12 protein-coding genes are annotated in these 11775 nt (G+C 65.9%); 6 read left to right on the top strand and 6 right to left on the bottom strand.

Features of this window, described 5'->3' with window-relative positions; all coding sequences use genetic code 11:
• Positions 1–997: DUF2336 domain-containing protein (locus tag AB7F41_RS02795; RefSeq protein WP_428406434.1), on the bottom strand; the 997-nt coding region annotated here is incomplete at its 3' end.
• 137 nt (positions 998–1134) lie between these two features.
• On the opposite strand from AB7F41_RS02795, the gene AB7F41_RS02790 reads away from it, so the two are divergent.
• Positions 1135–1344, top strand: coding sequence for a hypothetical protein (locus AB7F41_RS02790; RefSeq protein ID WP_428380096.1), 210 nt, complete (start codon positions 1135–1137; stop codon positions 1342–1344).
• A 1-nt stretch (position 1345) separates the two neighbouring features.
• Here AB7F41_RS02790 and AB7F41_RS02785 read toward each other — a convergent pair whose 3' ends face one another.
• The 4 genes from AB7F41_RS02785 to AB7F41_RS02770 all read right to left on the bottom strand — a co-directional run bounded on the left by AB7F41_RS02785 (position 1346) and on the right by AB7F41_RS02770 (position 7055).
• Positions 1346–1870, bottom strand: a complete 525-nt coding sequence (locus AB7F41_RS02785; protein WP_428380097.1) for a CAP domain-containing protein — start codon at positions 1868–1870, stop codon at positions 1346–1348.
• 39 nt (positions 1871–1909) lie between these two features.
• Positions 1910–4588: a DUF3772 domain-containing protein gene (locus AB7F41_RS02780; RefSeq protein WP_428380099.1), complete on the bottom strand. Its 2679-nt coding sequence runs from the start codon at positions 4586–4588 to the stop codon at positions 1910–1912.
• Between the two features lie 56 nt (positions 4589–4644).
• Positions 4645–5742, bottom strand: coding sequence for a lysine-2,3-aminomutase-like protein (locus tag AB7F41_RS02775; protein WP_428380101.1), 1098 nt, complete (start codon positions 5740–5742; stop codon positions 4645–4647).
• Positions 5743–5816: 74 nt separating this feature from the next.
• Positions 5817–7055 (bottom strand): argininosuccinate synthase, encoded by a 1239-nt coding sequence (locus AB7F41_RS02770; RefSeq protein WP_428380103.1) that lies wholly within the window; start codon positions 7053–7055, stop codon positions 5817–5819.
• A 106-nt stretch (positions 7056–7161) separates the two neighbouring features.
• Here AB7F41_RS02770 and AB7F41_RS02765 point away from each other — a divergent pair, with 106 nt between their 5' ends.
• Genes AB7F41_RS02765 through AB7F41_RS02750 form a run of 4 tightly spaced genes read left to right on the top strand, consistent with a single transcriptional unit; the run spans position 7162 to position 9535 of the window.
• Complete coding sequence (locus tag AB7F41_RS02765) at positions 7162–7647, top strand: hypothetical protein (protein WP_428380105.1); 486 nt, start codon at positions 7162–7164, stop codon at positions 7645–7647.
• Between the two features lie 39 nt (positions 7648–7686).
• On the top strand, positions 7687–8115 hold the full coding sequence (locus AB7F41_RS02760; RefSeq protein WP_428380107.1) for a transcriptional repressor: 429 nt from the start codon (positions 7687–7689) through the stop codon (positions 8113–8115).
• Positions 8116–8117: 2 nt separating this feature from the next.
• Entirely contained in the window at positions 8118–8927 is an 810-nt protein-coding gene (locus tag AB7F41_RS02755; protein WP_428380109.1) for a TPM domain-containing protein, read from the top strand.
• The gene (locus tag AB7F41_RS02750; protein ID WP_428380111.1) at positions 8927–9535 is read left to right on the top strand and encodes a TPM domain-containing protein; all 609 of its coding nucleotides are present in this window, start codon (positions 8927–8929) and stop codon (positions 9533–9535) included. The genes AB7F41_RS02755 and AB7F41_RS02750 overlap by 1 nt, the downstream gene beginning before the upstream one ends.
• 45 nt (positions 9536–9580) lie before the next feature.
• On the opposite strand, the gene purD is transcribed toward AB7F41_RS02750, so the two are convergent.
• Positions 9581–10864 (bottom strand): phosphoribosylamine--glycine ligase, encoded by a 1284-nt coding sequence (gene purD / locus AB7F41_RS02745; protein WP_428380113.1) that lies wholly within the window; start codon positions 10862–10864, stop codon positions 9581–9583.
• A 140-nt stretch (positions 10865–11004) separates the two neighbouring features.
• Between purD and AB7F41_RS02740 the strand changes: the two genes are divergently transcribed.
• On the top strand, positions 11005–11685 hold the full coding sequence (locus AB7F41_RS02740) for a hypothetical protein (RefSeq protein WP_428380114.1): 681 nt from the start codon (positions 11005–11007) through the stop codon (positions 11683–11685).
• The last annotated feature ends 90 nt before the right edge of the window (positions 11686–11775 follow it).

Raw genomic sequence — 11775 nt, 5'->3', positions numbered from 1 at the left:
GCTCTTCCGATCTAGCTCGTCGGGCGGCTTCGCGATCCGCCCGCGCCGCCCCGGTCATTGCCGCAACGATGCGCGTCGCCGCGCGCTGCGGCGTCGAACGCATCAAGCCGACAAGCGCGCGCACGATTTCGACGTCACGCGCGACGGCCGACTCGGCGCAAAGAAAGATCCGCGTCGCCGACTCGAGCGGGACGCCAATCGCCTTGAGCGCCAAAGCGAGCGCCTCGCCGAGATGGTCGGCGACAAGCGCCCGAGCGCGATCCTTCCGACACTCCAGCGTTTCGGCGAGGAGAGCCGCCATCGCGCCGCGGTCATCGCGTTGCGCCGCCGCTTCCATCGCCGCGACGAAATCCGCGTCGGCGCGAAGCGGGGCCTCGGTTGCGCCGCTCACCAGGATCTGCCGACAGACATTGAGCACGATCGCCCTTCTCTCGAGCCGGGTCGCCGCGAGGAACAGAGGCTCCGGATCCAGATCGAGATCGTCGCGATCAAGCAAAATGCGCGCGAGCGTCAGATCGTCTCTGGCCGCCATGACCAGCGCGCGCCGCGACGCCGCATCGAAATGCGCGGAGAGATTGCCGGCGAGCGCGCGCAACACCTTGCGCTCGCTGCGCGACGCCAGCGCCAGCATCGTCGAGCGATCGAGATCGCGCCGACGGGCGATGGCCGCCGCGAATTGCGCCGGCCCCTGCTCGGCGGTGGAGATCATGTCCCGCTGCGACAGATTGGGCGCGAATTGAAAGGCGAGCGCCGCGGCGGCCGCGCCCTTGTCGAAAAAACGGCCGAAAATCGAGGGCGGCGTTTCGGGATGGAAGCAGAGCGGCAGCGCAACGCGGGCGACCGTTTCAGAGTCGATGATATCAACGAGGCCGAGCGCGAGCTTTTCGAACTGCCTGATGTCGGCGGTGGGGTGCATCGATCGCTCGACAAATTGGTCGACGACCGCACGAAGCAGCGACGCATCGACGATCCGACGTTGTTCCTTACCGTCGCTCATCACAACACCACTCAGGACTCACACGCAACGTTGAGACGCTAGCATCCGGTCGTTGACGGAACATTAACCCTTGCCAATTCCTAATTGTCCCGGACGGCTGATTCATCGTCGGCGGAAGAAGCTTCGGAGGAGTCGCCATGGGAAAGGTCATCGCCCTCCAGCCGCGCATGCGAGCGACGTCGACGCGCAGACGCGCGCCGGAACGCGACGCCGAAATCCTGTTCTTTCTCGGCGTGCGCTACGTGCGCATGGAAGACGCTTTCGCCGATCGGTCGGAAGCCTGCGCCCCGAAATCATGCGACGCGCCGACCCGCGGCGGCAAACGCAGGCGCCGGGGCCGCGCCTGACTCAGTCCGCAAGAACAAGCGCCCAATAGACCTTATATTTTGCGCCGGGCGCATAGGCCGTCGCGATGCCCATTCGCCTCACGCGCCGATCCAGCATGCGCGCATTATGCGGCGCCGAGTCGCGCCAACCGGAAAAGGCTTCCGCCAGCGTGCGATAGCCCGCCGAAACATTCTCCACGGCGGCCGATGTCTGAATCCCTGCGCCGACGAGGCGGTCGCCGAGCGCGCCGCGCGCCGCAAGATCTCCGCTTCGCGCCATGTCCCGCGCCTGCGCCTCCGCGACGCGCTGCAACCCCTCATCAAGCGTCAGAGCGCCAAGCCCGCTGTTGCGTCGATACAGCGAGATCATGTCGCGCGCCGTCAATGGGTCGACGCGCGCGTCGTTCGACGCCAGCGAACGATACATCGACGGCTCCGAACCAGTCGCCGTCGTCGCTGGCTCCTGGCCGGCGTTGCACCCGCCGAGCGCGCCAAGCCCGAGAAGAACGGCGATACGAAGAAGAGGCGACGCGGACATGCGACGCATCTCGCGCCTCATTCTTTGACAAACAATGAACGCAAGGCGTTACTTTGCCGGCGCGCTGTCCAACGCGTGAGCGCTCTCTTTGGGGACATCGGGCCGTTCCGCTTTTTCGGCTTGGCTCTTGTCGCGCGCGAGACTGACCTCGACCGCAAGGGCGCCCGCAGTCGCCGCCGCGGCGATTTCGTCGAATTGCGGCATGTGCACGATCGTCTGCGTCGCCGCCGCCGCAAGGCCAATCGAAATCCCCGCCTTGTGGAGCCGCTGGTAGAGATCGAAGTGCAGATCGCTGCGCACGCGCACGGACTGCTCGACATCCTCGACATAGCACCACAGTTCGAATTTGAAGGCGTTCGACTCCATGCCGAGAAACATGACCTGAGGCGCGGGGATGCGCAGAACGCCTTCCTGCGCGCGCGCGGCGGCAAGAAGGATGTCGCGCAATTTTTCCGGATCGACCCCGGCATGGGGCGCGATCGCGATCTTGATGCGGCCGACCTTGCCGCCGCGCAGCCAGTTCTTCACGACGCCCGTGACGAGATTCGAATTCGGCACGATCATCGTCGCGCGATCGAAGGTTTCGATCTCGGTGGATCGAACATTGATGCGTTTGACATAGCCCTGTTCATCGCCGACCACGACCCAGTCGCCGACGCGAATGGCGCGCTCCCAGAGCAGGATAAGCCCCGAGACAAAATTGTTGACGATCGATTGCAGGCCAAAGCCGATGCCGACCGAAAGCGCGCCCGCGACGATGGCGAGCTTTTCAAATCCGAGCCCGACATAGGACAGCGCGAGCGCCGCCGCGAGAATGAACCCGGCGTAGCCGAGCGTCGCGCTGATCGAATTGCGCAACCCCGGATCAAGCCGCGTGAGCGGCAGGAAACGGGTGTCCAGCCAGCGCCGAAGGCCTTGCGCCGCTGCGAGCGCCGCGGCGAAGAGCAGCACCGCCACGAGGACGTTCGACGGAGAGACGGTGACGTCGCCGATCTTGAAGGAAATGAACGCCTGGCGAATATTGGCCAGAAAATCGCCCGACTCGAAGCCGAGCGGCGCGATCATCACCAGCGCCGCCGCGAGGAAACACAGCAGCGTGACGACGCCCGACAGCAGCACCGCAAGCGGCGCGAGCTGTTCCCGGCGAATGCCGAGGCCGCTGATCAAATTGCGGCCAAGAAAACTTGTCGGCGCAAGCGCCGCCTCGACGCCGCCGCGCAACAGGGTGACGACGACATAGAGAATCGCCAGGACCGCCGCGGTCCATCCAATTTGCAGAATGACGAAATTCGCGAACGTCACATAGCCGGCGCCGGCGGCCCCTAAGAGCACGAGGACCAGGAGAACGCCGAAGAATCGCGCAGCGCTCATCCAGTCGCGGCCCTCGGCGGTCGTCACGACGGCGCCTTCTTCGACCTGTTCGCGGCTCGGCAGATCAAAGAGTCCGATGACGATGAGCCCCGCAACGACCATCACGCCCAAGCCGCGCGTCACGATGACGAGCGGAAGGCCGGCCTGCACCGATTCCTCCAGCTGCTCGAGCAAACGCGCTCCGGAGAGAACCAGCGCGGCCAGGGTGATGAGTTTCGTGAGATGGCTGGCGAGACGATCGCCGGGATCAATGAGCCGCCACTTCGGATGCGACGGCGCAAACACCGCGCGCGCGATGGCGTAAGCGAAGGCGACGCTGGCGACGCCCTCGACGAAGCGCCGCCAGATCGGCTCAAACAGGGCGTCGATCAGATCGAAAGCGTCAAAGGCGAGACTTAGCGCGCCGACCGCCACAACCGGCGTGGCGGCGAGCACCAGCGCAGTCCATCCGGCGGCCGCCGCTTTGCGCACACGCGACGGAGAGGCTTCGTCGTCGGAACGCCGCGCGACGCGTTTCGAAAGGAAAAGCGTCAAGGCGACGCCAGCCGCGATCAGAACAAGGACGGCGATCAGCTGCGCGTGACGGCCGCTGTTGACGCGATCCGCGACATTCTTCACCCGATCGGCAAGAAAGCTTCCCGAGTCGCGAACAGTCTCGGACGCGCCATCCAGCGCTGCGCGCCACAGCGACGGCGTAAACAGGCCATTGGTGCGGAGAAACAGATTCTTCGCAAAGAGTTCCCGCTGGCGGGCGACGATCGTCGCAGAGATCTGCCGCGCCTCGAGCAACATCGCGCGCGCCCGTTTCAACGTCGCGTCGAGCGCGTCGTAGAGGCGACGCTGGTCCTCGAGTTCGGTATTGGCGCTGACGCGCGCCGCCGCGTCAGGCGAGCCGGGTTCGGCGGGCTTCGCCTCGGGAGCGGCGGCGGGCGGACCTCTCGCCGGCTGCGGCTTTTCGGCGCCGGTCTTCGCGGCGGGCTTCGCCGGCCGTTTGGGCTCCTCCTGCTTTTCAGGCGCTTTCTGAGGCTCCTTCGTCTCCTTGGGCTCCTCCGCCTTTGCGGCGATGGGCGCGAGCTCCTTCAGCCGCGCTTCAACCGCGACGAATTGCGGCGTCAGCTTCTCGATTGTTTCTTCCAGCTCGTGCGGCAGCGGTTCGATGCGCGCGCGCAGGTTGCGTAGCGCGCCGTCGGACAGATTGGGCTGCTCCAGAGCCTTCTGCATTTCGTCGAGCGTCGCGCGCGCGCGATCGAGGCGCGCGTTGAACTGTTCGATCGAGGCCCGCGTCTCGTCGGCGCGCAACGCGGAGGCGGCGAATGTCGCAATCAAGATGGCGATCAGGAGCGTCAGTTTGCGCACATGTTCTCCTTACGTGGCGAGCCGATGGAATCGGTTTCGAGCACAGGGAAGAAAGATCAGTCTTGCGGCGCTTCGAGCGCGTCGCGGTAGGACCGCGTCTCGCCGTTCCGGTCGACGATGGTCCATCCTCCCCGCCCGTCTGGCTCCGCCATGCCTTCGGCGACCCGCGCCTTGCCGAAGCCGCCGGGGATGTCGAGGACATAGGCCGGCAGCGCCACGCTGGTCACGCGTCGCGAGAGCTGCGCATAGATTCGCCGGCCTGTCGCGAGGCTCAGCCGAAAATGCGCGGTCCCCGGCGCGAGATCTGGATGGTGCAGATAATAAGGCCGGACGCCCAGGCTTGCCAACTCGCGCATCAAAGGCTCCAGAACGTCGGCGCTGTCGTTGACGCCCTTGAGCAGAACGGTCTGCGAGAGGAGGATCGCGCCCGCTGCGCGCAGCCGCGCGATCGCCGCGCGCGCCGCCCCGTTCAGTTCGCGCGCATGATTGACGTGCAGGGCGACGAGCAGCGTCTTGCCGCTGGCGCGCAGCGCCGAAAGGCGATCCGCCGTCACAAGCTCGGGCGCGACCGTCGGCGCGCGCGTATGAACGCGCAACAGGGAAACATGTGGGATTTCAGCAAGCCGGCGCGATACGGCGTCGAGTCGCCGCGCCGACAGCATCAAAGGATCGCCGCCGGTGAGAATCACTTCAAAAATCTGCGGCCGCTGCGCGACATAGTCGAGCGCCGCCGCGACATCCGGCTCGGGCAGCAGATCGCCCTTGCCGCGTCCGACGGTCTCGCGGCGGAAGCAGAAACGGCAGTAGACGGGGCAAACCGACAGCAGCTTCAAGAGCACGCGGTCGGGATAGCGATGCACGAGGCCGGGCAGCGGCGAATGGACGTCGTCGCCGATTGGATCGGCTCGCTCCTGCGGCGCAATCGTCGCTTCACGGAGGTCGGGAACAAACTGTCGCGCAATCGGATCGTTCGGATCGTCGCGATCAATCAGCGCAGCGACTTCCGGCGTGACGGCGATGCTGTAACGCTGCGCGACATCGTAGAGGCGCCGAGCGCTGATTTCCGCAATCAGGCGCGCCTCGACGAGATCGGCGAGCGACGTGAGCGCGTGCGACGGCGCGCGAGTTCGCGCAGCAGCGTCTCCCTCGTCCACGCAACTTATCCTTCCCCGCTTCGCGGGAGAACGACGCGACAGGGCGTCCGCCAAATCGATATTGAGGCGGTCCGTTATTGTTTCGCCCCGCGCGCGGCGCGCTTCGCCAGCGTCCTCAGCCGCAAGGCGTTGAGCTTGATGAAGCCTTCGGCGTCGCGCTGATCGTAGGTTCCGCCCTCTTCGAAGGTGACGAGGTCCTGATCATAGAGCGACCAGGGGCTTTCGCGGCCGACGAGCGTCGCCGAGCCCTTGTAGAGCTTGAGGCGCACGCGGCCGGTCACATGCTCCTGGCTCCTGTCGATCGCGGCCTGCAGCATCTCGCGCTCCGGCGAGAACCACAGTCCGTTGTAGATCAGTTCGGCGTAGCGCGGCATCAGCTCGTCCTTGAGATGCGCCGCGCCGCGGTCGAGCGTAAGGCTCTCGATCCCGCGATGCGCCACGAGCAGGATCGCGCCGCCGGGCGTTTCATACATGCCGCGCGATTTCATGCCGACGAAGCGGTTTTCCACGAGATCGAGCCGTCCGATCCCGTGAATACGCCCGAGATCGTTGAGCTTCGCGAGCAGCGCCGCAGGCGAAAGCCTGGAGCCGTCCACCGCCACGGCGTCGCCCTTCTCGAAGTCGATCGTGACATATTGCGGCGCGTCCGGCGCATCCTCGGGATTGCCGGTGCGCGAATAGACGTAGTCGGGCGTCTCCTGGCTCGGGTCTTCGAGCACCTTTCCTTCTGACGACGTATGCAGAAGATTGGCGTCGGTCGAGAAGGGCGCTTCGCCGCGCTTGTCCTTCGCGATCGGTATCTGGTTCTTTTCGGCGAAAGCGATGAGATCGGCGCGCGAGACGAAGTCCCATTCGCGCCACGGCGCGATGACCGTGATGTCGGGGTCGAGGGCGTAATAGCCGAGTTCGAATCGCACCTGGTCGTTGCCCTTGCCGGTCGCGCCATGGCAGACCGCGTCGGCGCCCATTTTATGCGCGATTTCGATCTGTTTCTTGGCGATGAGCGGACGCGCGATCGACGTGCCGAGGAGATAGAGCCCTTCATATTGCGCGTTGGCGCGGAACATCGGGAACACATAGTCGCGCACGAATTCTTCGCGCAGATCTTCGATGAAGATGTTTTCGGGCTTCACGCCCAGCAACAGCGCCTTCTCGCGCGCGGGCTCGAGCTCCTCGCCCTGCCCCAGATCGGCGGTAAAGGTGATGACTTCCGCGCCATAGGTCGTCTGCAGCCACTTGAGGATGATGGAAGTGTCGAGTCCGCCGGAATAGGCGAGGACGACGCGTTTGATTTCTTTCTTCGGGCGGTTCATTTTCGGCTCTGGCTCGGCGGGAAGCGAATGCGCGCGGACTATAGGCGCCGCGCGCGCGAGCGCAAGGCGGCGCGACGGTCCCGACGTCCACGCCAGGGAGAACGGCGTGCACCGAACACTGGCCCTGGCGGGCGTCCTTTCCATCTTCGCGCTTTCGGACCTCTCCGCCGAGACCGACCAGCGCGTCTGGACGCTTGGCGGTTTGGAGGAGAAAGCCTCCGACAGCGTCTATCTCGGCTATGGCGTGCCGGAGAGCGACGACAGCCTCGGCAGCTTCACCTGCGCGCCGGGGAGCGGCGTGGTCAAAATCTGGATCGCCGAGACAAGCGACAAGCTGAAAGCGGGCGGCAAGGCGACGGCGCTCCTGTCTGTCGGCCCGCAGTCGGCGAAGGTCGCCGGCAAGCTCTTCCCGAATGAAGAAGCGGGCGTGCCGAGCTTCGAGGGACGCCTCCCGGCGAAAGACCCGATCTTCGCCGCAATGGCCGGCGGGCAAACGCTCGACATCGCGATCGGCGGGGCAAAGCGCTCGGCGCCTTTGGCCGACGCGTCGGAGAAGTTCAGGAAGTTCGCGGCGGCCTGCGCCAAACGCTAAAGCCTCGTCTTTTGGGTCGGAGCCGCCTAAATTGACGCGATGACCAGTCGCACGACAAAAACCCTACGGCCCAGGGTCGCCGGCCTGACGCCGGCGCGCCGACGGGCGCTCGACATCCTCACGGAAGCGAACCGACCGGTCGGCGCTTACGAAATGATCGACCTCATGGCCGACGAAGAGGGCAAGCGTCCCGCGCCGGTGTCCGTCTATCGCGCGCTCGGCTATCTGATGGACAACGGTCTGGCGCATCGGCTGGCCTCAAAGAACGCCTATATCGTCTGCGGCCATGCGCATGAAGCCGAGGAGCCGGTGGTTTTCATCATTTGCGAGCAGTGCGGCGAGGTGAAAGAGGCGACCTCTCCAGGATTCGCCCGCGAACTCGGGGAGCTCATCGCGGCGGCGAATTTCAGCCCGCGGACGCGCGTCGTCGAGATCGCCGGGCGCTGCGCGCGCTGCGAAGGCAAATAGCGATGCGCGGCGCCGCGCGCTGGCTCGCGCCGCTTGTCCTGCTTCTGACGTCGCTGGTTCTGGGCTCGCTGGCCTTTGCGGCGGCGAATTATCCGCCGCTCACCGGCCGGATCGTCGATCAGGCGGACATCATTCCGCCGGCGACGAAGAGCGCGATCGAGACGAAGCTGAAGGCTCTTGAGGATAAGTCCGGCATTCAGCTCGTCGTCGCGTCGGTGAATTCGCTCGACGGCCGGGATGTCGAGAGCTACGCCAATGGCCTGTTTCGCGCCTGGAAGCTCGGAGAGGCAAAAAAGAACAATGGCGTTCTGTTCCTTGTCGCGCCGAACGAACGCAAGATGCGCATCGAGGTCGGCTACGGTCTTGAGGGGACGCTGACCGACGCGCTGTCGAAAGTCATTCTGACGAGCGCCGTCGCGCCGCGATTCAAGGTCGGAGACTTCGGCGCCGGCGTCGAACGCGGCGTCGAGGGAATCATCGAGGTGCTTTCCGGCGATTCCGCCGAATGGACCAAACGCGCGCGAGGCCCGCAGCCGACCGCCTTCGATCAGCTTTTCCCGCTCATCTTTTTCGCGCTGTTTCTGTTCATGTTCATCTGGATGGCGCGCAGCGCCCGCGGCCGGCCGCCGCCCTACCAGAGCTACAGGCGCGGCGGTCCGCCCGTCATCATTCTCCCCCCGAGCCGCGGCGGCTATTGGGGCGACGATTCCTGGGGCGACGGCGGGTGGAGCGGCGGCGGATGGAGCGACGGCGGCGGCTTTTCGGGCGGCGGCGGCTCGTCCGGCGGCGGCGGCGCATCGGGGGACTGGTGATGCAGCTCACTGCGCAGGATTTTGAGCGCATCGCCGAAACGATTCGCCGCGCCGAAGAAACCACGTCCGGCGAAATCGTCTGCGTGCTGGCGCGCCGCTCGTCCGATTACGCCTATGTCCCGCCGCTCTGGGGCGCCTTCGTGGCGCTGGCGTCGCCCTGGCCGATGCTGCTGTTCAGCGATCTTTCGACGCGGGAGATCTTTGCGGCGCAGATCGCGATCTTCATTGTCGCGACGCTCTTCGTGTCATGGGGGCCGGCGCGCTTCTTCCTGACGCCGCGCACGGTCAAACGCGCGCGCGCGGCGCGCGAGGCGATCGAACAATTCTTTTCGCGCGGCGTCGCCGCCACCAAAGGACGCACCGGCGTGCTGATCTTCGTCTCTTGCGCCGAGCGCTATGCGCGCATTGTCGCCGACGACGCCATCGCCGCCAAGATCGCCGACGACGAATGGCGTGACGCGCTCGACGCCCTGCTCGAGGACATGCGGCAGGAAAAAGTGGCGGACGGCTTCGTCGCGGCGATCGAGGCATGCGCGCGCCTGCTGGCGCAGCACGCGCCGCCCGGCGCGAGCGGCGGCGAACTGCCCGACAAGATCTACGTCATCTGATCTCGCCGGGCGCCCGACACAGGAACGCCCGCCGCGCGTCGCCGCTCAGCAGCGTTCTCGTTCGCGCGCGACCTCCCGCCAGCCGATGTCGCGGCGGCAAAAGCCGCCCGGCCAGTCGATGAGGTCGACGGCCGCGTAAGCGCGCGCTTGAGCTTCGGCGACGCTTTCGCCGAGCGCCGTGACGTTGAGCACGCGCCCCCCGGCGGCGACGAGTCGTCCGGCCTCCTCGCGCGTGCCGGCGTGGGTGATGATCGCGCCCTTGATGGATTGGGCGCTTTCAACGTTGCGGATCTCTGATCCGACGATCGGCGTCGCGGGATAGTTTTTCGCCGCAAGCACCACGGTCAGCGCCGCAAGCGGCGAGAAACGGGGCCGTTCCCGCGGCAATTCGCCTCGCGCCGCGGCAAGCATGAGCGCGAGGAGATCATCCTCGAGTCGGGGCAGAATGACCTGCGCCTCGGGATCGCCGAAACGGCAATTGTATTCGATGAGCTTTGGCCCCTCGCGCGTCAGCATCAACCCGGCATAGAGCACGCCCTTGAACGGCGCGCCCCTGTCGCGCATGGCGCGCATCGTCGGTTCGATAATTTCGTCGATGACGCGCGCTTCGATCTCCGGCGTCACGACGGATGCCGGAGAATATGCGCCCATGCCGCCCGTGTTGGGTCCGACGTCGCCGTCGCCGACGCGCTTGTGATCCTGCGCCGTGGCGAACGGCAGCGCGCGAAGCCCGTCGCAGATCGCAAAGAATGACGCTTCCTCGCCCTCGAGGCGCTCCTCGATCACCACCTCTGCGCCCGACTGGCCGAAGGCGCCGGCGAACATGGCTTCGACGGCGCGCTCCGCTTCCTCAAGCGTCTCGGCGACGACGACGCCCTTCCCCGCGGCGAGACCGTCGGCCTTGACGACGATCGGCGCGCCGACGTCACGCAGATGCCGCAGCGCCGGCTCAAGCGCGCCAAACCGCGCATAGCGCGCGGTCGGAATGCCGTAGTCGCGGCACAGATCCTTGGTGAATCCCTTGGAGCCCTCGAGCTGAGCCGCGGCCTGCGTCGGTCCGAAGGCGAGAATGCCGCGTCTGTCCAATTCGTCCACGAGGCCGCCGATCAGCGGCTGCTCGGGCCCGACCACGACCAGCGCGATTCCGGCGTCCCGACAAAAATCGATCACCGCGGCGTGATTGGCGACCTCGAGATCGACGTTATCGCCGACGCGCGCGGTTCCCGGATTGCCCGGCGCAACATAGAGCCGTCTCAGCAATGGGCTTCTCTTGAGCGCATTGGAGATGGCGTGCTCGCGGCCACCCGATCCGATCAGCAGTACATTCATCGCTACGCTCGCCGATTGCTTCGTTTCCGCTTCTTGAACGTGCGGAAGTCAAAAGGCAATCCGCGCCAAAACGCCATGCTTGCCCATTGCGTAAGCGACGCTAGCTAGCCGTCGGGGGGCCAGCGGCTGGAGTGTCCCACATGTCCATTACTCGAGATATCGCATCGCATGACAATGCGGTCGCTTATGGCGGCCTCATTGACGCGATAGGCGGCGTCGCCACGATCGTGCTGACCATTTGCGGTCTGGTCGGAATTGCGCCGCCTTTGATGGTGGCGATCGCGACGATCGTCTTTGGCGTCGCGCTCTTGATTCAAGGCGGAGCCATGCTGTCGGAATATGCGCAGGTCGTGTTTCCTGGCGGCGCCCGAACCATGTCGTCGGAGCAGATGGGCGGCAACAGCCTGGCGCTCGTTTTCCTCGTCGGCGCCGGCGGGATCGTGCTCGGCGTATTGTCACTCCTTGGCGTCAGCGCCGCGGTCCTGTCGCCGGTCGCGGTGATCGGCTACGGCACCGCTCTGCTTCTGAGCAGCAATGCGGTCTGGCGGCTTTATGTGCTGCGTCGCGCGGCCATGCATGCCGAGCCGACGATCGGGTCGCAGAACGTCGGCGCCGAAGTGCTGGCGAGCGAAATGGCGTCCGGTTCGGCCGGCATTCAGGCGCTGGCGGGACTGTCGGCGATCGTCCTCGGCGTTCTGGCGCTGGCCGGCAACACCGCCGATCTGACGCTGAATCTTGTCGCCCTGCTCGCGCTCGGCGCGACGCTCGTGCTCACCGGCAGCACGCTGAGCGCGACGGTCATGAGCTTCATGCGCAGCTGAGCGCAACGCCTCCTGAAAAACCCCCGGCCCCTGGCCGGGGGTTTTTTGCGTCCACGGCGGCGCGAACGGCTTTCCCCTCAACGCAAAAAT

The organism is Methylocystis sp. (assembly GCF_050251305.1).
GTDB lineage: Bacteria > Pseudomonadota > Alphaproteobacteria > Rhizobiales > Beijerinckiaceae > Methylocystis.
Note: the sequence above shows the minus strand (reverse complement) of the source record. Positions and strands in the feature narration are given on the sequence as shown.

Bases quoted from the DNA above. Each gene is read 5' to 3' on its own strand.
- AB7F41_RS02790 (WP_428380096.1), top strand. From the start codon at position 1,135: ATGGGAAAGGTCATCGCCCTCCAGCCGCGCATGCGAGCGACGTCGACG.
- AB7F41_RS02785 (WP_428380097.1), bottom strand. From the start codon at position 1,870: ATGCGTCGCATGTCCGCGTCGCCTCTTCTTCGTATCGCCGTTCTTCTC.
- AB7F41_RS02770 (WP_428380103.1), bottom strand. From the start codon at position 7,055: ATGAACCGCCCGAAGAAAGAAATCAAACGCGTCGTCCTCGCCTATTCC.
- AB7F41_RS02760 (WP_428380107.1), top strand. From the start codon at position 7,687: ATGACCAGTCGCACGACAAAAACCCTACGGCCCAGGGTCGCCGGCCTG.
- AB7F41_RS02755 (WP_428380109.1), top strand. From the start codon at position 8,118: ATGCGCGGCGCCGCGCGCTGGCTCGCGCCGCTTGTCCTGCTTCTGACG.
- AB7F41_RS02750 (WP_428380111.1), top strand. From the start codon at position 8,927: ATGCAGCTCACTGCGCAGGATTTTGAGCGCATCGCCGAAACGATTCGC.
- purD (WP_428380113.1), bottom strand. From the start codon at position 10,864: ATGAATGTACTGCTGATCGGATCGGGTGGCCGCGAGCACGCCATCTCC.
- AB7F41_RS02740 (WP_428380114.1), top strand. From the start codon at position 11,005: ATGTCCATTACTCGAGATATCGCATCGCATGACAATGCGGTCGCTTAT.